This is a genomic window from Mojavia sp. (assembly GCF_059505145.1).
Genome location: NZ_JCACKA010000063.1, coordinates 23,185 through 46,777, shown reverse-complemented (window position 1 = coordinate 46,777; position 23,593 = coordinate 23,185). Strand labels below are relative to the sequence as shown.

General features: G+C 40.5%; 19 protein-coding genes. 3 read left to right on the top strand and 16 right to left on the bottom strand.

The annotated features are described in order from the left end of the window. Positions 1-521 precede the first annotated feature (521 nt). Positions 522-1,259, bottom strand: a complete 738-nt coding sequence (locus AC5JL8_RS12495; protein ID WP_495880097.1) for a phycocyanobilin:ferredoxin oxidoreductase — start codon at positions 1,257-1,259, stop codon at positions 522-524. 382 nt (positions 1,260-1,641) lie between these two features. On the opposite strand from AC5JL8_RS12495, the gene AC5JL8_RS12490 reads away from it, so the two are divergent. Then, on the top strand, positions 1,642-1,896 hold the full coding sequence (locus tag AC5JL8_RS12490) for a hypothetical protein (RefSeq protein ID WP_495880096.1): 255 nt from the start codon (positions 1,642-1,644) through the stop codon (positions 1,894-1,896). 15 nt (positions 1,897-1,911) lie between these two features. Here AC5JL8_RS12490 and AC5JL8_RS12485 read toward each other — a convergent pair whose 3' ends face one another. Both AC5JL8_RS12485 and psbP read right to left on the bottom strand, forming a co-directional pair. Continuing rightward, positions 1,912-2,505, bottom strand: a complete 594-nt coding sequence (locus AC5JL8_RS12485; RefSeq protein WP_495880095.1) for a Maf family protein — start codon at positions 2,503-2,505, stop codon at positions 1,912-1,914. Positions 2,506-2,580: 75 nt separating this feature from the next. Next, a complete protein-coding gene (gene psbP, locus AC5JL8_RS12480) occupies positions 2,581-3,126 on the bottom strand; it encodes a photosystem II reaction center PsbP (RefSeq protein WP_495880094.1) in 546 nt (181 codons plus the stop codon). Positions 3,127-3,273: 147 nt separating this feature from the next. Here psbP and AC5JL8_RS12475 point away from each other — a divergent pair, with 147 nt between their 5' ends. Next, positions 3,274-3,897: a hypothetical protein gene (locus AC5JL8_RS12475; RefSeq protein WP_495880093.1), complete on the top strand. Its 624-nt coding sequence runs from the start codon at positions 3,274-3,276 to the stop codon at positions 3,895-3,897. A 418-nt stretch (positions 3,898-4,315) separates the two neighbouring features. Then, entirely contained in the window at positions 4,316-5,314 is a 999-nt protein-coding gene (locus AC5JL8_RS12470) for a DUF2278 family protein (RefSeq protein WP_495880092.1), read from the top strand. 18 nt (positions 5,315-5,332) lie between these two features. On the opposite strand, the gene AC5JL8_RS12465 is transcribed toward AC5JL8_RS12470, so the two are convergent. The 13 genes from AC5JL8_RS12465 to hpsA all read right to left on the bottom strand — a co-directional run bounded on the left by AC5JL8_RS12465 (position 5,333) and on the right by hpsA (position 23,579). Continuing rightward, the gene (locus AC5JL8_RS12465) at positions 5,333-6,724 is read right to left on the bottom strand and encodes a PP2C family protein-serine/threonine phosphatase (RefSeq protein ID WP_495880091.1); all 1,392 of its coding nucleotides are present in this window, start codon (positions 6,722-6,724) and stop codon (positions 5,333-5,335) included. Between the two features lie 975 nt (positions 6,725-7,699). Further along, positions 7,700-9,454, bottom strand: coding sequence for a signal recognition particle-docking protein FtsY (gene ftsY / locus AC5JL8_RS12460; protein WP_495880090.1), 1,755 nt, complete (start codon positions 9,452-9,454; stop codon positions 7,700-7,702). Between the two features lie 162 nt (positions 9,455-9,616). Then, complete coding sequence (gene nusB / locus AC5JL8_RS12455) at positions 9,617-10,246, bottom strand: transcription antitermination factor NusB (RefSeq protein ID WP_495880089.1); 630 nt, start codon at positions 10,244-10,246, stop codon at positions 9,617-9,619. A 122-nt stretch (positions 10,247-10,368) separates the two neighbouring features. After that, positions 10,369-11,142 (bottom strand): DUF502 domain-containing protein, encoded by a 774-nt coding sequence (locus tag AC5JL8_RS12450; RefSeq protein WP_495880486.1) that lies wholly within the window; start codon positions 11,140-11,142, stop codon positions 10,369-10,371. Between the two features lie 584 nt (positions 11,143-11,726). Next, positions 11,727-12,635, bottom strand: a complete 909-nt coding sequence (locus AC5JL8_RS12445; RefSeq protein WP_495880088.1) for a glycosyltransferase family 2 protein — start codon at positions 12,633-12,635, stop codon at positions 11,727-11,729. A 196-nt stretch (positions 12,636-12,831) separates the two neighbouring features. Continuing rightward, positions 12,832-13,671, bottom strand: coding sequence for a hormogonium polysaccharide biosynthesis protein HpsJ (gene hpsJ-B, locus AC5JL8_RS12440; protein WP_495880087.1), 840 nt, complete (start codon positions 13,669-13,671; stop codon positions 12,832-12,834). Between the two features lie 282 nt (positions 13,672-13,953). After that, positions 13,954-14,625 (bottom strand): TIGR04282 family arsenosugar biosynthesis glycosyltransferase, encoded by a 672-nt coding sequence (locus AC5JL8_RS12435; protein WP_495880485.1) that lies wholly within the window; start codon positions 14,623-14,625, stop codon positions 13,954-13,956. Positions 14,626-14,657: 32 nt separating this feature from the next. Further along, complete coding sequence (locus tag AC5JL8_RS12430) at positions 14,658-15,224, bottom strand: GspH/FimT family pseudopilin (RefSeq protein WP_495880086.1); 567 nt, start codon at positions 15,222-15,224, stop codon at positions 14,658-14,660. Between the two features lie 88 nt (positions 15,225-15,312). Beyond that, complete coding sequence (gene hpsE, locus AC5JL8_RS12425; RefSeq protein WP_495880085.1) at positions 15,313-16,290, bottom strand: hormogonium polysaccharide biosynthesis glycosyltransferase HpsE; 978 nt, start codon at positions 16,288-16,290, stop codon at positions 15,313-15,315. A gap of 43 nt (positions 16,291-16,333) precedes the next feature. Then, positions 16,334-17,032 (bottom strand): pilus assembly FimT family protein, encoded by a 699-nt coding sequence (locus tag AC5JL8_RS12420; RefSeq protein WP_495880084.1) that lies wholly within the window; start codon positions 17,030-17,032, stop codon positions 16,334-16,336. A gap of 25 nt (positions 17,033-17,057) precedes the next feature. Then, positions 17,058-18,038, bottom strand: coding sequence for a hormogonium polysaccharide secretion pseudopilin HpsC (gene hpsC / locus AC5JL8_RS12415; RefSeq protein ID WP_495880484.1), 981 nt, complete (start codon positions 18,036-18,038; stop codon positions 17,058-17,060). A 173-nt stretch (positions 18,039-18,211) separates the two neighbouring features. After that, positions 18,212-18,955 (bottom strand): hormogonium polysaccharide secretion pseudopilin HpsB, encoded by a 744-nt coding sequence (gene hpsB / locus AC5JL8_RS12410; protein WP_495880083.1) that lies wholly within the window; start codon positions 18,953-18,955, stop codon positions 18,212-18,214. A 16-nt stretch (positions 18,956-18,971) separates the two neighbouring features. Further along, the gene (hpsA, locus tag AC5JL8_RS12405) at positions 18,972-23,579 is read right to left on the bottom strand and encodes a hormogonium polysaccharide biosynthesis protein HpsA (protein ID WP_495880082.1); all 4,608 of its coding nucleotides are present in this window, start codon (positions 23,577-23,579) and stop codon (positions 18,972-18,974) included. Positions 23,580-23,593: the final 14 nt, after the last annotated feature.

Here is a 23,593-nt window from a genome sequence, read left to right as displayed (position 1 = left end):
ACTTTGATTAAAGCCCCTTACAACTGTCGCCCTAACTCTCATAAAGTCTTTGATGTTGATGATGGGTGGCGAAAGAACTGCGTTAATTTGACTTAATGTTTGAAACTGCACCCAATTATGGATAAACTGGTAAAGTTGATTACCTTATAAGTAGACAGCAGCAAATCTCGATCACCGAAATCTTTTAAACTGTCTAAAGTAAGTTTTTATTGAGTCAGTTAACGACTAACTAAAAAATATCGATCAATAAAGTATTCCTAACATCACATTTTCCTTAACTTTCTGGTTAAACCGAGAGCAGAGTTTGTTGCTAATCTCTACCAAGACAACCAACTATCTCTGGATATCTATACCAAAAACTTAACTGCTCTCTCTGCTGTTGTTTTCTAACTCCATCAAACTTTAGTTAAATGAATTCTACATTTATCAGTTGCTGGAAAACGTAACAGAGCCTACAGATGAAGATATAGAGAGAAGTCCGACAGATAGCCATCGGAACTTCAGGAAAGATAAAGAAATGCTTAATCTGGAAGATCAAATAAAACCGTAGTCATGTAATTTTCTGCCCAAACTGGGCCAAAGGCTTTTTCGAGTACACGACGGGTTTTGTCGTTTTGTTGCTGCTGGGTGCAGTAGTTGCGTTGTCCTGCAAGGATTTGTGCCGTCTTTTCGGGTGAAACTGGAATAGAGGCGATCGCCTGGGTGCAATGAATGTCTAAAAATTCCTGTACACGTGAGAGAAATAGCGTTTCTTCTTCTGGGGAGCTGGGGCGAACAAAGATGCAAAAATCAGAAAAGATGTGTCCCCATTCCGGCAATTCACGCGGTTGGGAGAAGTTTAGCACTTTTAAGGGTGTCAGTGCAGATGTATAAGATTCTGGTAAGGTGCGATCTAAACTCACAGGAGAAAGGTCTGCGATCGCCGCGCTAATTTGACCCCTCCCACCTACTAAATCGCAACCAAACATCGGTAGGTTGTATTCTGGGCGGGGAAACATGACGCAGTGCAAAATATCCAGCATATTTCCCACCTTTGCCAGTTCCAAGTGCATTTTCCGAAACTGGGGTGTTTGATAGCAGCGATTTTCAATCGTCAATTTCTCACCCTCCAGTCTACCTTCCACATATCCCAATTCAGCCGGCAAGTTGTAAGGCGACAAATCTAAATGTTTATGCCAAGCCGCCTCAATGCAATCAGCCAGCTGGCGAATTAAGGGATGTTGTTGCTCGCGCAGCGAGGGAGTAGAAGTAAATGACATATTCTAGCTGGGGAATGTGGTCTATTTGCCAGTCTACAACTAGCCGCGTCATACCTATTCTGGCTTGCAACATAAGCAAACACTTACAGAAAGTCGGCGCGGGAAAGACCCACTTCTTCTAGGGGTGAGATGAATCTTCCCCTTGACTTGGGGCATTGGGGAGCCACTGCCCTAGGCGGGTTTCCCGACTTGAGGCAACTGGCGTGATTGGGCATTGGCATTCTTTCCTATGCCCCATTCGCCATGCCCGCGAAATCCCACTTCTTCTAAGGATGGGATGAATCGCCGACTTTCTGTAAAGTTATAAAACGGTTGCTTTTCAACAGGATTATTTATTTTGTATCCTGAGTTACAGAAATAATTTGAAATTAGTCCATCAGCTATGAAACTAGATTCTGAGAAACCAGATTTTGCAGTGCAACTCAGAAGGCAGAATCTGGATGTTACCAACAAGTTTTACTCCAACGAGTCACCACAGAAGTTTGCAGCTTCTACCTGGGTGAAACTGTTGCAACTTCCCAATCCCTTTAGTTTTGAGGAAGCACTATTATTGTGTCCGGTTTCACAAGATGAGTGGCTAGCTTGGATTCCAGATCATGGAGAAGCAATACTGCATACTAGGCAGTTTTGTTATTAGTTGTAGACAAATAACTTATTGCCAAAAATCAATCACGTTGTATCCTAGTTCGGCTAGCATGTGCCGCAGCAACGGTAGACTTAAGCCAATGACGTTGCTGTGACAACCTTCTATTTTTTCCACGAATAGACTACCGAAACCTTCTAAGGCAAAGGCCCCAGCACATTTGAGGGGTTCGCCTGTAGCAACATAAGCTTGAATGTCGCGATCGCTCATTTGAGCAAAATAAACTCTGGTAACCTGACATTTGACCACCGTGCGGTTTTTAGCAAGGTCAATCAAGGTATGACCAGTGTAGAGGTCGCCAAAGTTACCTTGCATTATCTGCCAACGGGCGATCGCTTCGGTAGAGTTTGCGGGTTTACCATGAATCTCGCCATTGACAGCCAAAACCGAATCACAACCCATGATCAAAGCTGCTTCAAACTGCGGAACCACAGTTTCCGCCTTGCGCTGGGATAAAGTTTGCACCAATTGGCCAGGATCATCTAATTGGATTTGTGACTCATCAAAGTCACTAGGACAAACTATCGGTTCAATACCAACAGTTTGCAGTAAACGGCGTCGCGCCGGCGAAGCAGAGGCAAGTACAAAAGATGGAATGCCCATATCTAAACTAGAAAGAAAAGGGGAAAAGACGAATTAAAAATTACCTATTAACCTTGACCCATTCCCCATTATCAATTAATAAACCAAAAAAGAACTGACAACTTCTTCTATAGCTGGTTTAAGTTTCTGCCAACGTTTTTCAGGAATTGAGGCATTAAAAGTAAAAAGTTTACCACGGCTAACAGCGACGCTAGCAATGTTGTGCCGTTGCTGTTGATTGGGCAGTTTAACTGCGTACTCTAAAATATAGTATGTCTTACCGTTAGATTCCCGCTCAAAGGCATTGACTAACTCAGCTGTACGTCCAGAGTCAGCAGGAGCGAGAGCAGCTTTACCCAGCTTATACCCTACTTCTGTTGGTGTTCCCAGTTGTGCTAAAGTTTCGCCTTCAGGAACAGGACTAATCACTACTGAGACATTTTCACTGATCTCTATTAAATCGTGGAACACCACATCAGGGCCGTTAGCAACTTTAACTTGCACCCAGCCATTAGGATATGAGAACTCATAGCCATTACTAGTGTTTACAAAGCTTTTGAGTCCAGCCGCAGCCGCTACACCAGAATTACTCAGACTGAAGCTCAATACTAATAGCAACATTAATGCAATTCGTTTCCACATTTTTTATAGATTCCTTTGGCCTGGAAGCAAAACAAGGCAAGCACAATTTCTCATTGTCCCATCAACAGGTACGCTTCGGATGATACCCTACCTGGGGAAATGAGAAGATGCATCAAGACAGATGCACAAAAATCTAAAACCTAATCTATGTTGATCAGTAACGAATTGCGCTGGTTTTATCCTGGCAAGCTTCCCGAAGATATTAAACTTTGGTTTCAGCAAAATTGTTTGATTGATCCGTTACAATCACCAGAAGCACGGGAAGACATTTATCTTTACTCGCCAGGATGTGATTATCTCGGTATAAAACTGCGGCAAGGAAGGCTGGAAGTCAAATGGCGGCAAGCAGAATTCAGCGTTGTGCGTTTTGGGGAATCAGTTGCAGGTCAGCCAGAGAAATGGGGAAAATGGTTGTGTGAGGACTCGACACAAGAAAGTTTTCAGCCTGCAATGGTTTTGGGGAACCCTTTGTGGGTGAGTGTGCAGAAAGTTCGCTATTCGCAACTTTTTCAAGTTTTAGCTGATTTGACAGCACAACCTGTTTCAGATCAGGAACGTATCGCTAATGGTTGCCGTGTAGAAATTACTAATTTGGTGATTCAAGAGAATGCTTGGTGGAGTCTTGCCTTTGAAGCTTTTGGCGAAAATAACTATCTGATGGAAAATCTTCAAGCCACAGCCAGCTGGGTATTCAATACTTATCAAGGGACAAGATTGCTAATTATAGATTCTTATGCTTACCCCCATTGGTTAGGGTTGGTTTATCGGTAAGTGCTTACAGACTCAACAAATCACCCTCCAGGGTACTACCGTATCTAATCATACTTAGGCAAGATTGTGATGTTACATGATTAATAAATTGAAAATATGCGTATTAATCTAAGTAATCAGAACTTACGCACTCAGATCCCCCAACCCCCTTAAAAAGGGGGGCTTTAGACGTTCCCCCTTTTTGAAGGGGGGTTAGGGGGGATCAGGGTTTCAGACTTCAGTGCGTAAGTCCTAGTAATTTAACTTGTACTTAAATTACATAAAAGGCTTTGGTAGGTAAGATATGAGGATTTAAAGACAAAAGTGTTCAAAAGCTTTATATTTCATACCCTTAACCCCCAGCCTCAACAGACAAACTCATCAGTGCGTAAGTCCTAGAAATGTTGTTCGTAGCAGCAAACAATTTTGGAGAACATAGATGCCCTTAAAAAATTACGGTGTTCTAAAATCCCAGGCTGTAGATCGCAAGCTTGGTGAAGGCCCGACTCCTCATTACCAAGTTCTGGTGACTGACGACAAGAAAAATAAGTATCGCATCGCCATCAATGTCAAATCCAAGCAAAGTCCTTCAGAATTGCTTTACTTTATCGACGAAAACTTTTCGCATCCCATTACTAAGGAATTGCAAGAGTTAGATTTCGGTTTCAACGAATTAGAAAGCAAACCTGGGGGAGTAGCTTTAGATTACATTCGAGGAAACTTGTTTGACCCGAAGCTGATGAAGGCTTTGCCATACAACGTTCCAGGGCCGGACAATGACCTTAACGAGTTGCTAGAATTATATATTGCCAGAGCGATCGCTTCACCAGAAGCCGTTTTATATCCCTTTGGTGAAAGGTGGGGCCCGGAAGAAGATTTGAAGGACAAGTATTTTGGTTTTCTTCCTGGTAACGGTATTCACGACATCCACTTTAACCAGGGTAGTGTCGGTCAATTTCAAAAAGACAATGGTGTTTGGCAAGATGGTGGACTGTTAATACACTATCCGGCTCGGAATCAGTGGGTAGGCATCTTTTTAGCTTTTCAGTCCCAATCTTTCCATACTGACGATATTACTGGTAACAGAATAGATGATATTACACCGATCGCGGCAACTGCGGCAGTCCGTATTATTGCTGCTTTGGTAAATCCTTATGGCGATGACGTCGGTAAGGAGACTGTGACTTTAATCAATACCTCACCCGATCAAGTTGATTTGAGTGGTTGGGCAATTGCCGATCGCCTTAAACGCAAACAACGCCTCAGTGGTACTATCAATGCGGGCGAAGTTGTCAAAGTACCTTTAGACAAAAACGGCATCCAACTAGATAATAATGGCGGCATTATTACCCTACTTGATAACAATGGAATCAAGATTGATGGTGTCTCTTATACCAAGCAAGATTCTCAAAAGCAGGGTTGGTCAATTGTGTTTTGAAGAACTAATGGCTAAGAACTATTCGATTTGTAGAACAACTAATGTCATGTCATCGGTGTTTTGTTTTTCATCACCAACGAATTGCTGAACTTGGTCAAACAAATAATCTACAATTTCTTCCGGCCCGTCGCAATACCTACAAGCAGCACTGAAGGAAGCGACGAAGTTTTCTTCATCGAAGCGATCGCCACCCGCAGCTGCGGCATCAGTCAAGCCATCTGTATAGTAAATAATTGTATCCCCAGGCTCTAGTTGTGCGTGGGCATCTTCATATTGGCTATTGGCATCTAAACCAATAAGCATTCCCAAGGTATCTAATCGGGTTACAGTTTTGGTTGCTGCATGCCACCACAAAGGAGGATTATGTGCAGCATTGCTATAAGACAAAATTCGGGTTTGGGGATTATATTCTGAGTAAAATAACGTCACAAAGCGGTGGGAATTTTCCAAATCCGCATACATGACTCGATTTAAGTTTTGCAAGATTTTGGATGGGGAATTACCATGTAATACCTCTCCCCGTAGCATTCCCCGCATCATTGTCATAATTAGCCCTGCGGGAACGCCTTTGCCCATGACATCTCCAATTACCAAGCCCCAAGAACCAGCTTCCAAACCGTTTGTAGTATGTAGCTGAATCTGATTTTTATTAGTGGCAATAAAGTCGTAGTAGTCCCCACCCACACGATTAGCTGGTTTACAGCGTGCAGCCAGCACTGCACCCGGGATGTAGGGACATTGGCGTGGTAGTAGTCGCCGTTGAATTTCTGCGCCAATTTCTAGTTCTTGATCTAGGCGTTCTTTTTTCCGTAATTCTACTGCTAGTTCATCGTTTTCGATCGCTACTGCTGTTTGATCTGCCACCAACCTGACTAACTTTTGTCTGGTTTCTGTCCAGCTATATTCTGGATCGCGGCTCAAGACATATAGCCAGCCTCGTTCTGTATGCTTTACTAAAATAGCCGTGCCAAAAATTTGTACATCTGGCCCCAAGTAACGATGCATCTGATCATCCAACATCCCCGTAGCAGTTGCTAGAGGAGCACTACTGGGCACAAGTGTGATTTGACTAGTAGCTGTTTCTAGCGCTTTGCGGATGTTCTTGCGCTGGCGACTGTCTTGCCAGTGTAATTGTTCTAATCTAACTTGACCGTTAGGTTTGTAAAGAAATAGGGCGCTGCCGTCCCCATCTGTGACTCTGGTTGCCATCAGCGGGATTAGCTCCAAAAATTGATTTAAATTATTGAAGCTTCTGAGGGCAAATCCTAATGAACTTAACAAATCCTGAATTTTGTTCTGTTCCCGGTGCAGCCTTGACACGAGTTCTTTGAGCGCTACGACGGGAGTAACATCTGTCGCGGCACTACTATTACTGTCAGTGGGTTGAGAGGGCAATTGAGACACAGGCACGGGTATTATTGCACTTTAAGATAAAAGATAGGTAAATCTTAGTAACTTATCAATATTTTGGTTTTGCGATTGCTAAACCATATTGGGACAAGATTTGTCATTTTAGCAAGAGTATAAAGACGTAAGACTTAAATTATATAAGTATTGCATTTGCTGCTTAAATTTCTAACTAAATATATAAATTTAAACTAATGTATTCTTCATCCGAAACTACTCAGTACAATCAGCAATTTCCGACAGACATCATCAAGAATTTGATTTTTTCATAAATTTATTACTTAGTTACAGATCTTCCATATGTCTTTAGACATAAAATCCTTTTGAAAAAAAATAATATATTACATTGTCAAAATATTTACTATTGGGGCTGGTGGGTCTAGCTCTTTCAGAGTATGGGTTTCTAGAGTAGGGATGAGTATCAAGTCAAGAGAGTTCATCTTTAAGCTGGAAAACACGTAAACACATTACTTTGATCTGATTTAAAGTTAAAATATCCATTCCTAATACTTTTACACCAAAAAGTGAAACACAGTTTTGTAGCTTATCAAATATATTTTACATTTCTAAATTTTTGGCAGTAATATTTGACAATTCTAAAACAACAAAAACTTGCAATCAACTAGGAGTGCTTCTATGTCTCGTTTACACTAATTTCCTGTTTGTCAACAGGATACTGATGAAGACGGTACTTGAAAGTGCGGTTGTTTAAAAATTAACCACTCTACAACAAGATTGAAAGCTGTATCTTAGAAGTCCTCTGTGCTGCGATATCTGATAACCCCATCATTAAAGGCTAAAAATGCAGCATTAGAGTAAGTTTTTAGCAAAGCTATACTTTATTTGTGACAAACTAACGATTTTAGGACTTACGTTTTTCTAGTACTTTGTTGCTATTAATTTGCAATGACAACACCAGAGGAGTAAGTCCCAAACTTATTAGTTTTCAAAGAGAAATCTTAACTAAAAAATTTTAAACTAGCCACTTAATAGCGCTTCGACAAACTCGTAGCTGGAAAAAGGACGCAAATCTTCAATTCCTTCACCAGCACCGATAAAGCGAATTGGTAATCCTAGCTGCTGTACGACAGCAAGAGCAACACCTCCTTTGGCAGTACCATCCAACTTGGTTAATACTACACCACTGAGTTGGGCAGCTTGGGAGAAAACCTCAGCTTGCCGCAATCCATTTTGGCCTAAAGTGGAGTCTAGAACCAATAGTGATTCTACATTGGCATTAGGGGCTTTTTTGTCGATAATCCGACGAATTTTACTAAGTTCGTCCATTAAGTTTTTCTTGTTTTGCAATCGTCCCGCAGTATCTACTAAAAGTAGTTCAGTTTCCCTGGCTTGGGCCGCTGCGATCGCATCAAATACTACTGCTGCCGGATCTGTATTCTTGCCAGGGTTAGAAATGACTTCTACACCGCTTCTAGAACCCCAAACTTTTACTTGTTCGACAGCAGCAGCACGAAAGGTGTCTGCTGCACCAATCAAGCATTTATAACCGGATTTTTGTGCTAAGTGGGCGATTTTGCCAATGGTTGTTGTTTTACCTGCACCATTCACCCCAGTGATCAACCAAATGTTCAGTGTTTCTTTTTCTGGGGCAAAGCTAGGTTTATGGTTTTTACTCACCGGGCCATCCAGCATATCCCGCAGAATTTTTTTGAGGTAGGCGATCGCTTCATCTGGAGGGGTAACTTCTTCTCGCAATTTTTTCTGCAGCGAATTAATAATCAAATCTGTAGCCTCTACACCCACATCAGCTTGTAGAAGCAAAGCTTCGATTTCCGCTACAGCAGCTTGGTTGAGTGGTCCTTGACCAACAATTGCCTTCAGTTGGTTCAGGATATTACGACGGGTTTTGTCTAACCCTTGGCGTAGCTTTTTGAGCCAAGTAATTTCTTCAATCGAAACGTCTTCTGGACGTCTACCTTGGGCTGCTAAAACTTCTGCTGACCATACAAACCCTTCATCAAAGGTTAATCCCAGAGTTTCCTCTGCTGTCTGTGGCGTAGCGGTGGTTGAGACTGTAGTGGCGGCTGTTGGCTGTATTGTCTCAGGTTCTGGGACTTCAATCGCGTTGGCTAGCAGTCTTTCTTGCTTTGCTTGCTGTTCAGCTGCTGCCCGTTCTAAGAAAGATAAAGTGGTTGGTGCTGTTGGCTGTGCTGACTCTGCCTGACTTACCGTTAATTCTGCACTAGAGACATCGGGTGTCTCAGTAATGGCTGCTATTGAGGAGCTAGCTGTACTTTCTTCATCTGTACCAGATAATTCCTCAAGAGTCGTTTGGGCAGCAGTTACATTTAATTCTGGGATTGGTGTAGTTTCTGCGACTTCCGCAGGTTGCTTAGTAATTGTTTGTGTAAGATTTGGATCTAATTCTGGTTCTGGTGATGCCGTTTCTGTGGCGGCGGCTGATTGTGTAGTTTCAATTTCAGGAGTAGATGTTTCTACTACTTCAGTTTCTGTTATTTGTTCTGGGGCATCTACTGCGGCAGGCGGATTTTCTACTGCCTGCGATTGCTGTTTTTGCTGGATATTTTTGTAAGCTGCTTTAGCAAAAGCCAACAAGTCTGCCGCTGTTTCGGGTGTAGTTTCTACTGTTGGCGTTGACGTTTCGGCTGGTTCTGGTTGGGGTTCTTTTGCAGGAGGAGTTTCTCCCTGTTTTTGTTCTGAGGGAGTATCAGAAGAATCGCTATGTTGACGACGGAACCAATTAAAAACCATTGCAGCTAGTGATATTAGTTGTTATGTGAGTATGAGTTATAAGTTATGAGTTTAATTTAACTCCTGAGTCTTTTCTGGTGTGAAAACCGCCAGGATATCCTCACTTCTCACGTTCAACTCAAAACTTAGCACTCATCAAGGTTATTTCGTTCCGCTAAAATTTTAGGCAGACTTTTTTTGCTCTGTAAATCGACGTAGAACACCATTAATAAACCTATGCCCTTCATCTCCACTGTAGCGTTTGGCTAATTCCACAGCTTCGTTGATAGCCACACTGTCAGGTAAGTTTAAAAACAGCATTTCTGCCACAGCGATTCGGAGGATATCCCGGTCGATTTGAGCCAAGCGAGTAACTTGCCAATCTACCAAGGCAGAGGCAATTTGTTCATCTACAGTATTTCGCTCCTCGTTGACTGTCTTGACAATTTGGATAGCATATTTGCTAACTGTCTTATCTTGAGTTGCAAGCTGAATTAATTCTGGGAACTCCACAGCTGCACCAAGTTGATTGATTGCTGTTTGGGTATATGAAATTGCCTCTTGGAGCATTGTGCGAGCAGTATTAAGGTCTGAAGCACGAGTTTGGCTAGTTAAAACGCGATCTTGACTGCGTTGGAGTTCGCCAGCAGCCTGATCTAGATTATCTTGTACTTCCGATCTCAGGGTGCGTACAGCTGCGAGTACTAACTTGGGTAGTTGTTCTTCTGTGAGCTTCTTGGGATTTACTGGCAACTGGCTAAGGCTTAAAAGCGCCAGTTCACGAGCGAGTTGCTGAGGTTTACGATCTTGCATAAAAGTGAGTTGGAATGAGTGTTAAGTGATTTAGGTAGAGAGAATGAAGTTAAGAAACGGTAAATTTTGGCATAGCCAGACAACCATATTATCTATATTGCTTGTAAATTTACCGAGTAATTTTAAGTTTCTTCGACGGGGATAACCTGTGAGGTAGTTTCTAAGTGTGGTACTTCCAGGTTGCACTCTTGAGAGATAACTAGTGTAGGAAGTGCTGTATTAGGGGCGACAATGCCACCAGAGACTACTATTTTAAAAGCATCTTCTATCGATATTGGCAGGTTTAATACCTCTTCCTCAGGTACTATTGCATACCAGCCTGTAGTAGGATTTGGGGTAGTGGGGATAAAAACACTCAGCATTGGTCGAGTCATCTGGGCTTGGATATCGCTGCTAATGACTCCTGTAACGAAGGCGATCGCCCACACCCCTGGACGGGGATACTCTAGTAAAACTACACGGCGAAATTTACCATTAGCATCTTTAAGAAGTGTTTCTAAAAGCTGCTTCAGGGTTTTGTATACTTGCCCAGCCAAAGGAATCGCCTGCAACAAGCGCTCACCAAAATCCAGCAACCACCGCCCGGCTATATTCCGCGCCATCAAGCCAATCAAGAGAATACTCAATAGTGGTACAGCTAGTCCAACTACGAGATTCAGTATATTTACTAGTATAGGATGCAGCCCTTCAAAGGGATTCAGTTGTTTCGGAATTTGGGTGAGAAAGTTGATTACCCAACTAGCGATGGTAATCGTAAGCCAGATAGTAGTTGCTAGCGGAATTACTACTAACAATCCGGCAATCAAGTCATTTTTTAAATCCTGCTTTAAGCGATCAATTGCCAAATCCCTATTCTCCTTTTTTAGGCTAGTGGAACTTTTGTTATCGGTATTCATACCAACAGATTCGTCAAACTGTGAAGACATGACTTAAGGCACACAATACCGCAAGCAACTTTCCTAAAGGCACGCACTTGTTGCTGGAAATCCAGCGCTTTTGTGCATAAACTTAGATGAGATGTTTACCACCTAGGATCGGGGCTGGTTATTCTCAAAGGCTGTTACTTTTCTTTATAAGACTTGTAAAGTATTGTTGCAAGTCTACTAAATAGTACTCATCCTACTGAGCGTAATCAAAAGCTGCTCATACTTTTGAAACTATTATCAGGTAAACAAAAGGGACGTTTTATCCAGTGAATAGTCTCAGTTAGGCGGGAGGAACTTTTCTGAAAAATTTAGATGAAAAATATAAACTTATCATAACCGCGAATAAGACCTAAGCTGTCCTGAAAATAGACGCTGGGCTGGGACGCGAAGAAAGGAAGACGCGGTGAGACACGCTTACACCCAGCCTAAAGACACTACCTTTTTGCGTATGTCCTGATTGCGAATGCGTAAGCCCTATTTGCTTGAGAAACCTTGTTAGTGGTTACAAAACTTAAAGCAAGCTAATTAACATAGTTTTTAAGACTATCCTTGACTCAAGCCACATCAGCCTGTGTGCTTTCTGAAGCCACGTGCTGCAACTGTTGTGTGCTTTGATCTGTCAGAGGTACTGTTGCATCTATTCTGGGTACGGGCAGGTGCTTCATTTCCCAAACTTTGAGCAAAATTAAATATTCGTAGAATGCCTGTAATGTACACCAAGCTATCCCAGCGCGTCCATCTAGGCAACCACCTAATAAAAAATACATATAAAAAAAACGTAATAAGGGTCTGGCGGGTAAGCGTAAGGATAAATCTTTCAGGGCGCGACGTCTTTCTACTTCTGATTTGCCAAAAAACAAATCTCGCCAGTTAACACTACCTTGTTGTAATTGATATAAAGTCTCTGCGGCTTCATCTGTAGAGTAACGGTTGTGCTTTTCAATCCAACGGCTCAAGCCTTTGCTACAAGTGTAGTGGGGGTAAGTTTCCTTTAAAAAGCTAGTTGCACCGCTACAAACTTCTCTTTCAGTATGACCGTAGTCTGTAAACCAAACTTGACCGTGACGCAATAGGCGCAGTTGGTAACGGGGATATTGGGTGCTATGGCGAATCCAACGATTCATGAACATGACACGTTCCGCAACGTAGTAGCCGGTATAGTCTGGATTTTGAATTGCCTTTTCGCATTCTGCAAACAGTTCTGGCGTTATGCGTTCATCGGCTTCTAGAATGTAAACCCATTCATGCTTCGGTGTAATGGACTCTAGCATCCAAGTACGTTGCCGTCCATGACTTTCAAAAGGATGTTGAAAAACGCGAATAGGATAGCCTTTGGCGATTTCTACAGTGCGATCGCTACTGCATGAATCTACAACAATAATGTCATCCGATAGCATCGCCGACTCTATACAAGCAGCAATATCTAACTCTTCGTTATATGTAAGTATGTAAATTGAAAACATTTTTTTGTATTATAGATATTTGACTAATTACTAAGCCGCATAATACTTAACTTGTATATATTCAGCTATCTTGATAACTTTAAATTTTTAATTGCTTGATTGACTTCTTATTTTTCTTATTTAGATAACTGGCAGTATGAACTTTCAAAAATAGTTAAAAAATATTTGAACCGTTCTACTGCCCGTGAATAGTTATCTAGCGTACAGAGGCTTTTCGTCCACCACCCTTGGCAGCACCCATACTTTTTAATCCTGTCCAGCCGATGATTATGTAACCAATGGACAGTAGCAAACTACTAATACCAATCCGTAGCCCAGACTTCCAAGCATTGTCTCTAGCTTGCTTTTCAGCTTCTTCCCTGCGCTGACGAATTTGGTTGAGCCTTTGATTTGCAAGCCCTTGAGGATCTGTTTGTTGGGCGATAAATTTATCAAGTTCTTGGGGATTTGCTTTAAACTTCCTGAGTAACTCTTTTTGAGCAGCGGGAAGTTGCGGATTTTCAAGTGCTTGTTTATATTTCTGCTCATCTTTAAGCAGTTCAGCAAACTGGGATCTAGCTTGGTTTCGCAATTGTTCTAACTGAGCTTTTCCTTGTTCGTTGTTTAGTTGAGCTTGGAATTGCGCTAGTTGATTTTTTAGTTGGTTTTCTGCTTGTTCAGCATCCTGGTTAATTTGAGTTACTGTTTGTGTGCTAGCTTGACGAACATTATTAAGATGCAGAGGAAAAATTAGCAAGAATAGCAACCCTAAGATACTTGCTAATATCAAGGCTGGAAATCTTAAATCTATACCTTGTGGGCGATCGCCATCCTCTACATTCTCAAACCAATATGCAGCGAACAACATCCCCAAGCCTACCAACGGCACAATTCCTCTATCAACTACGGCTGTTGCCAAGTTGATTTGCCATCCTCGGTCAGTTGGTTGAAAGGGTAACAAGAAAATTAAAAAGTCAACCAAAAAGGACAAAATTAAAATTATGCCGACCACTTTTAGGATGAGGGCAGTATTTACGGAAGCAGAACGGTTAACCATATTTTTTCGGTCTTGTTGTAAATCAGAGTGATTGTCCTATTTAAAGTTACTTGAATATTGTTACCATGACCTATCTGTTGCGTAGCTACCAAAGATGGATACAGTACTAGTGCAGATTTTCTATTTATTGGTTTGAAACTACACCACGCTAGCATCTGTAATCTATGGTGTCTTCAGGAAATACTTGGTGATTCAATATACTGAGGTTTGCGTGAGCGCAGGAGTAAAACACGAAAAAATTTTAAGTTTTTCTTTTGAACTCTCCAGCTAACCTATCTTCTTTCAAGTTTCTGCTTTGTAATCTTTCCAATTACCAACTTCTCTATCAAGAGTTTGTTGCCAAATTGGTAAATCCTCTGGACGGTCAACATCACCTAAAGGAGGTAAGTAAATATGTGATAAATTAAGCTTTTGAACAATGTTTATAGTCTGTTGCAATACTTGAGAAGTTCCCCAGCTGATGTTAGTAAATAGTTGGGCAATCAAACGACGCAAACCAATTAAATAATAGCCACCATCAATCGCTGGGCCAACGACTAGATCAAAACTATGCAGTTGTTCAAATGCCGTTGCTAAAAGCTGGGAATTCACTCCAGGACAATCTGTGCCGATGATGATAACTTGTTCTGCACTTCTTTGAAAAGCATCAAAAAGCGATCGCGTCATTCGTTCGCCCAAATCCCCTTCGCCTTGAGACTGGTAATTTAAAGCGAACCCTAGCCAATCTTGCATTAGCTGTAAATTGCCACCTGCAAACCGCACTTCAAAAGTAAGGGGAGTTAACTTTTGCAATTCTTGAGCCTGAAATACAGTATATTCAGTCATCTGCCTTTGAAGATGAGCAGCGCCTTCACTTCCCAAAGCAGGTATCAACCGAGTTTTTGTTTTCCCTGGTTCTGGATAACGAGTAAAAATAATCAGATGCTGTTTTGCGATTTCTGGTGAATTTAGCACGCCATAGGTTATTCGATTCAACAAAGAATATCTTAATAGCAATACTTGCCATCTTGGGCTGTAGTACGCTCTTTACTTGTCCGCATTGCGCCTAAAATTGTAGAGACAAAAACGCAGCGTTTAGCTCTGCCACCATGTTTACTAGATAGAGTAATCCTCCCTAGAGGAGGTTTATCAACATTACCCATGTAATCAAATTGGATTCGCCTTACCCCGCCTGACTGTTGTAAGGTTGTTTCCTCGTCTAAGCGAACATTGGCATCTAAATTATTCCAGTTAGCATTGGCAGGATTAACACTTGCAGGGTGAACCGCCCATTGCACAATACCGTTATTGTTACGAAAACTGGTTTGCCAGGCCAATTTTTCTTTTTTGGCTTGGCTTTGGGCTTGTCGCATAGCACTGTAAACTTCACTTTGAGCAGTCTTAAGACGTTGAGTGTCTACAACAGTTAGCCAACTGGGTGCTGCTATAGCAGATAATATGCCAATCATCAAAATAACTGTTAAGGTTTCTAGCAGAGTAAAACCACTACTAAAGTTGATATTGGAATATTTTATTATTTGTAAGTAATTATATAAATTTCTGTATACATTCATTTTTATATATTCGCTTTTTAAATCTTATATAAAGTATTTATTATTTATATTTTGTGAACATTTATATAATTTTAAATTAAATCAGGAATTAAATCAGGTTAGTTTTGTTTTGCTTAAAATACCCATTTTTCCAAAGATAAAAAGGACTGATTAAACTACTTAAGAATAGTTGAAATTCACAAGTTTTTACTAAATCAGTTTGCAAATGATATCCATACTTGAGCAAATAAAAAGTTATTTTACGTAAATCATTAAGCATATAAGCTATAAATAAAAATGGTTTTATTTGAGGGCTTACATTCAGCATACGAATTACATAGCGGCTAAGTCCAATCCCACGAAAAAAGGGTATTAAATATTCTTTAGTTAAACGAAAACTAGGAATTTTATGGTAAATTTCCATTGCAGGGTTATACCAAATTTGCCACCCGGATTTTTGGATATAAGATAACATTTCTAAGTCTTCGCTAGTAAGCATATTACCTGCTACTCTACCAGTTAAAATAGGTTGCTCAGGTACACTATCTAGCCAAGCTTGACGACGCACGACAAGTCCAGCAGAAGGAGGCAGTAATTTGTTACTAGCTTTATATAACAAAGGTAAGTTTCCTCGTTCTGTAATTGCTAGAAATGGGGCAATTCTCTCAAAATTTTTGGGTGGTTCTACTTCCCAATCAGGATGAATTTGGCTACCATAAGCTCCCACTTTGGGATATTGTTCACCAAAAGCATAAGCAGCTGATACCCAGGTGGGTGTAGGGTAATTATCATCATCTAAAAAACCTATAAATCTACCTCTAGCTTCTGTAACTGCCCGTTTTCGTGCATACGCTGCTCCTTGTTTTCTTTCAAAACAATACTTTAAGGAATAAGAACACTGCCAATTTTCTTGATAAGTTTTAATAACTTGAGATGTCTTATCAGTACTGTTATTGTCTACAACAATAATTTCCCAAGATAAATTTTCGGTATTAATTTGATTTTTTAGTCCTTCTAGTAGTTCAGGTAAACGATGTTCACCGTTGTAAGTGGGAATAGCTACTGTTAAATCCAAGCAATTTTTCATTGATATAAGTTGATAGCTCTATATAAAAAGGTGAGCAATGGATTTAATTACATTTAGTATCTTTCTCTGTAATCATTGCACCTATAAGAGTTTTGACTATTACACATCGCTTCATGTCATTAGTGGATGCAGAAGTAGCAGAAGTCGGTATAACTACAGCAATTTTTAAGCCTGGGGTTTCTTGAGAACTTTCATTTTTTATACCAAAATAAGCATTTGGTAGACTTGCCATGTAATCAAAAGTAATGGTCTTAGCAGTAGCTAAAAAGTTGTAGCTTAAATCTAAAGTACCATTGTCATTAGTTTTATTTTGATCAGTCAGATTTGTCAAAAGTGCGATTTGTCCAGACTTAAATTCTAAGTCACCTCCCAAAGTCTGCCATTCAGGACTAGAAGAAGAAGGATAAACGGCTATTTTAGGAATTTTATTTTCTACTTTAAAACTGACACTGTAACTAGTTTTTGTCCTTTTAGCTTCTCGATGTGCTTCCTGTAGTGCGGCTAAAACAGCATCATTAGCTTTACTTAATCGCTGACGGTTGACAAACCCCAGCCAGCTAGGAGCTGCTATAGCTGATAAAATTCCTATGATTAGTACCACTACTAATACTTCTAGCAAAGTGAAACCAGCATCTTGCTGATTATGTTCACATACTAAACTTCGTAGTTTATTTTTTGCATTTTTGCTGTGAAGCTGTAATAGTTTGACATTCATCTTTTCTATTATGTAATCAGCAGCCATTGGTTGCCCCTTGAATTTGCAATATTTACCTAAATAAGTATCCCCGTCCTTGAATTCTTACACTTGTTGTGGGGAAATAAGTTTTATTACCAGCATTGTATTTGATTCTATTTGTATCGCTTTCGATACGAGCCAGTGCATTACCTCGGATGAATACCTGTGCTGTTGTGTTAGCTCTATCCACACAAACATAAAAGCCTGTAATACTATTTGATGGTGCTATTGTTGACCATGTAATTGGAGGCGTTGTGGAGTTAGGAGGGCAAGTTGCAGCTGGTCGTGGTGAATCTGTACTTTGATCAACATAGTCAATCAGCACTGTAGCAGTATTATTAGAACTATAAGCTACAGATGATTTTTTCCATTTGTTCATCCCTTGCTCTAAACTGTCAGCCTCATCAAACTGGTCTTCAAAGGGAGCAAAACCTGGGCTGGGGCAGTTATCAGCATTGATATAATTGGCAGTATATCCTGTACAAGTTACACCACCACTTATAGCTTTCACACCATCTTTAATTTGCCATCTAGCGATACGAGCAGCTTTTGACCAAGTAGCATTAGTAGTATTACTATCTTTGATTAAATAGTAAGCAACTAATGAGTAAACAAAAGTATCATCTTTTTTTGAACCAGTGGCGGCTGCTATTACATCACTAACTAATTCTCGTTTCCAAAAAACTAGTAAAGGCAACTTTTCTGCATCATCTGGATAACGCAATTGAGATTTTATTGCCTCAATACCAGCAGTGTCATAGATATACACCGCCTGCTGTAAATCGCGGGAAATGTAATTGAGTGCAGTTTGGATTTCTTGCTCAGAATTTGCTTTAGCTTGCTCTTGTCGGTCTGTACTCAACACATTAATCATGAAGCCTAATAATGGTGTAATGATTAAAAATGCGAGCAATAAAGCTACTAACAATTCAATGAGAGTAAAACCGCCATGTTTCTGAATGACTTTGGAGCTTTTGATATGGCTCCTAAGTATAATTTGGATTGTCTTCATCATGGGTTTATCTTTTTATTGAAGATGCACCGTTTGTACATTGTCAGGTTTTCCAATTTCTAACGAGGAAAAAGTTTGTAGTAAGGATTTTAGTCCTAAAAATAATTTCCAGTAGGGATTTATCCCTCACTACAAACAAATTTTTTAATTGACTTGGAATAATATTTGGCTAATTATTGACAGTCTTGGTTGTTTCCATCCTTGTCTGGTGCTAGGCCAAGACGATTACATAAAGCCTGAAATGTAGTGCTAACATTGCCAATATCCACTGTTCTTTCTATTGCTGGTGCTTGCTGGTTACCCAGCCCTTCAGTCACAACTGATGCTGTTTGTTTAGTGGTATTGCCTGAATCGTCTTTTGAACTAGCTAGGAGAGGTTTCTCAAAATCAACATCTGCTCGATAAACCCTAAGTGCTAGACGATAACCGTCATTTGCTCCACTTCCTGTGACTATAATTTGACGTGCTTGAATGTAAAACTCTTCAAATGGGCTGTCTGAGTTTTTTGTACAACCTATCTCACTGGTATGGCAAATAATGCCATCTTTTTTAAAGAGATACAAATCATTATCATCTTTAGTATCAGGAACAGGCATTTGGGTGAGACTAATTAAATTATCTTCCAGGAGTCTCGGATCAGCTGCGGTTGCTGGGTCTAATGGAATTTTGTTGTCGTTACTGTATTCTCCAGGTGTTTTAATTGAATTGGTTCTAACTCCATCAATGAATGTACTTGCAGCTTGAGTTGCTTTTTCTATTCGCCGAGATTGGACACGAATAGCTGTTGACATGACAAGGACAGGGGATATAGCTGCCAATAAAATGGCAACTACAACTATGCCTATAAGTGACTCAATAATCGTAAAACCAGAATCACTGGAAGATGAAGTTTTTTGCTGTAGTTTGCGTTTAATCATGACTTCTCACCAGCTTCTAGTTATATGATGGGCAGTTAGAAGGATGCTGATTTGTATCTATGGCAAATTTAGTATTGTCAGTGCCATTTCTAGCGCATAACAATGTCTCTACCCATTTGTCATCTCGGCCAACTTCACGGAAGTATTCATCTGGTAAATCAGGTGGGGTCAGTACCAGTTTGCTGGCAAATAAGTCAGGCGCTTGAGACAGCAGGGCTACATCATAACCCCACTGTCTTTTAGGAGGAATAAAGCCAGTACCTCTACCGTTATCAATATCAATCGCGTAACCATTGTTAGATGCTCCGTTATATGGGCCTGTGGCGTAAGCGCTCTTTTTCACCTGCATAAAAGAACCGCTAATTGTAGCTGTTCTCGTAACGCTAGGAGGTTGCCAGTTTTCCATAAAGCGAACAAAGTTGTGCAAACCACCGTTATCTTCTGTAGGACGGGCTGGACTATCTCCGGCAGCAACAATTAAGTTGAAAGTAGTATCAGCAACTACTGGTTGTAGCCATTTATTTGTATCTTGATTACCACCTGCACCACCGATCTTGTTGGAATTAGTTGGGTTAGAAGATGTAGCAAAAGGATACTTAATTTGCAAGATTGGTGTAAATGCTGTGATATTACCACCGCTTATAGTTGGATTTAACCAAGGCATAGATACACCGTTTGGTGGGGACATGAGATCTGAACCAGGATCTCCAAAATCGAATATTTTGACGTTCCCGCTTTTATTAACACCTAAAACTTTAAGTGGTTCGACTATGTTTCCCGTATTTAAATCTCTAACAAAGGCTATCCTGCGGGGAGCATTATCATCAAAACATTTTGGCCCTTTGTTATTTTCACTTCCAAAGCTTTCTGGATCATCGAAAATATATCCGGTTTTAATCCTACTGTTACCAGGATCTCCATTTTTATCTACAATTTTGTCATTGAGATAGGTATTACCTCCACCGTTATCACTACAGGATGTCTGAATAGTCCAGTTTTTAGGATCGCTACAGAATGTTTCTGCATCTACTTCTATTGCATCTTTTCCTTTTCCTATTGTTCCTTTTCCATTGGTTACAGGACAAACTTCTGTCAAATATGCACCTGGTATTGCCCTACGAACAATGGGTGTAACAAAGTTATTTAAATAGGAACTGAAATAGTTGGGTTTACCCGTACTGTCATACCATTGAGCTTGGGTAACAAAGTTATTGTATTTTGAGAAACCACTTGGTACTGAAGCTAGGGGACTTTGGCTCCAGTCATAATCACCTTGATCACGGAATCCAAATATAAAACTGTCAGAAAGTAAGGTAACGGTATCTGCTAATACAGTGGCAGGCCGCCATTCGTCACCAGTAGTACAACTGGGTAACCTGGGGTCGCTCTTACGACAGGCAAAGTTGGAATTGAGTGTAATGCGATCTTCATAGAACGTTTTAGTAGTCCAATCCCCCACGAGTTTTTGTGTAAACTCTTGTTGTTCGTTACTTGGAGAAGCAGAGTCTTGATGGCGATTAAAGTTACCTTTAATATACACAGGCAAATTGGTAGCTAAAATCAATCCTTTTTCTACATCTCGGTAAGTTGATGTGCGCCCCAGTTTGTCACCTTTTTCTAGCATAATGGCGTTAGGGCGACGGGTAGGATCAAGTTTAAAGTCCACAGGACTGACTAGCTTGTTTGCCTCTGTTGGAGTTGAATTACTTGAAAGCAAAGGAAGTGCTGTGATATCTGCACTCATGTCTAACAGAGCATCATCACGAGTCGCATAAATAATACCGCTATTGGGTAGTAAGTATTCTTGGGATGGGGTGGCTCCACCAATAGTTTGTTGACGCAGGAGGTCAAGGTTCAGGACAGTGGCACGAATTTCTAGTGGTTGTCTATCTATGACATCACGATTATAGGTATCAGTTGGCACAACATTATTACTAGCCCCACTATTACCTTGAACTTCTCTTGGATCTAAAAAGGATATCTCTCTAATTGCACCGTGAGGAATGGCAAGACTGCTAGTTACAGGCAAAAAACTTGAGTCATATAGAATTTGCAGGGCGCATATCTGAGCATCAATAGCAGACTGCTCTGATAAAGTACGATTCGCTGTTTTAGCTAACGCTCTTGCCAGTAGTCCATCGTCTATTAAACGTCCATTTGGATACCTTAATTGAGATTGGTAAGTCAGCGCTGTTGAATAATCGGTGACAGTCTTGGTAGGCGCGGGGTAAACTATACCGTTGTTGGATAAACCATTTGCATCAGTACTCCCAGGTATTGTTTTACCTGCAAATGTTGTTTTATTCTTAGCTGTAGTGCTGTTAGTCGGAACATAATAGCTACTTACACAGGCTATGGGTTTTGGCGTTTGTGCATTGTAGCTAGCAGATTTGTAGTGATAAACTGCCGTAGCCCGCATTTGCAGATATGGAGTTTTAGATTCATCTACTGTTGTAGTGCTTGGGTTATCAGTAATCTCAGGCCATGTATATTTCAGGGAGGCTATATCGTTAGAAGCGCCTGTTATGTAAGCATACATCCAATAGGGCTGGATAGTCTTTTGAGTTGGTGCTGTACCCGGCACTGGCATTGTATCCGGCCAAATAGTTTTGATAGTGTTATCAAAAGTACTAGGAGTACCACCTTGATTAAAATAAATACCCGCACCAGTGATTACTCGCAAACCACCTACAGGTACTGTGGGGTCTGCTGGATTTTTAGCTGCGTCTAGTTCCCAGTCTCCATCTCTTTCTGTAGATCCGACATCAGCCAATGTCTGCACTAAAGAACGTCGGGTACGAATTTCTGTGGTATTGTCCGGCTTGTCCCATTTAATACCATCAATTTGTTGCGTATCCTCAACACCTGACCCTACAAACTGCTCTTTAGTTTTATCCCACCAAAGTTCAGGCAAGTTGTTACCAACTACAACTCTGTCACCTAATTCTGCTTCTTTTCCACTATTTTTTTTGAGTTCTTTTGGCTCTGTGGCCTTTGGCTCTAAGGATGTACTACTGATATTGAGCGCTAGTTTGGTGTATGTATCAGTATCTGTTTTACCGTCTTCTGGTTTTGTAGGATAAATCCATTTATCATTAGCACGTAATGTATCAGCACTTCCTTGCAATAGTGGGCTAGGACTTGCATCTGTAGCATTAAAAGCCACTTCTGCAAAAGGTACACGACGGGTGCGTCTTTTAAAATACAGTTCCAGCTGTTGACGGCGAATTTTCTCAAGTTCTAGTGTCGTGAAACTGGATAAACCTAAACTTTTCTTTTTCTTTTCAATACCGTCTTTTACTTCTGATGGATCAGTAGTATCTGAATTGCTTATTTGAGCAGCAACTAATCGATTTATGCGACTCACATAGGCTTGATTGTTATAGGCTGTATTTTGAGGAGTTGCAGTAACTGATCTTATCCATGTTGTCTTAGTCGGATTAGTAGACTTTCCTTGGAATAAATCGACTTCAGTGCTTGAAGTATTGCTGCTAGAACCAGATGTAAATTTATCAATAGCTAAATTGCCACCAACTACAATTTTTGCATTGCTAGGTTCATAAAAACAGGATTTTAAGGCACTAACTTGGTATAACCTGATAGTATTGGTAGTGAGAAAGTTACTATTAGTAAAAATTGCCCCATTTAGATTTAATGCTGCACCTGGAGTAATTTCTACGTCATCTTCGTAAACAACAGCGTAGTTATTCGGTGGTAGTTGTAACCGATCTTGTTGATATTCTACAGATGCAAAACCTTTGTTGCCTTTGTACTGCTCATATTTATCTTTATCTTCCGTAGCTATAGTGGTATCATCTTGCGGTTTGGATGTAATTGGTACTGTGGCAGTATAAACAAAAAAGGATTTCTTTAACTCATTATTTTGTTTAACCCATCCCGTATTACCTACTAAAACGGCACTCGTATTTGCACCACAACTTGTATCTAGAGTACCTTCTACCATTGGTGGAGTTCTGGCTTCTAAAGCATTTCTGGCACGCTCATATTTATTATCACTACTTACTTCAGGAGTTCTAAAGTAAATTCCATACAAGGTGTAGCTATCAAATTTACCGTTGTTATCGGTATCAACAGGAAACTTCCAAGCAGTTTTGAGAGTTTCATTTTCATATATTGGTGTATTTTCTCCTGGTGGATCAATTTTGTTATTACCATTAATATCAAAACCTAGTTCCAATGGGGTTTCGTCACCAAAGGTATATTCTGTTAACTTATCTGTCAAAACATTGTATAAGGCTTCATCCGTTGGTGTAGCCCGTGGTAATCCTTTATCTTGAAATAGCTTATTTAATTTAGCTCTACCTCTATCAATTGCTGGAGTTGCAGCACTTAAAACAGCTTCATTGACACGGACATTGCTGGCATTTTTAGCACGGTCAAATGACCGGAACATAATGGCTGTGGTTAGGAGAACAACCACTATTGATACCATTGCTACTGTTGGTAATACAAACCCTGCATTAGTTGTTTCTCGTCTTCTATTGAGACCAGAAATGGATCGTAGTAACCAAACAATCTTTTTTTCGCTGGTTTGTAATAATTTATGAGCGATTTTTTGTGAAATTCTGGTTATTTTCTTGGCTGGATGTTTTCTTCTAGACATAGCTGCTCCCCTGT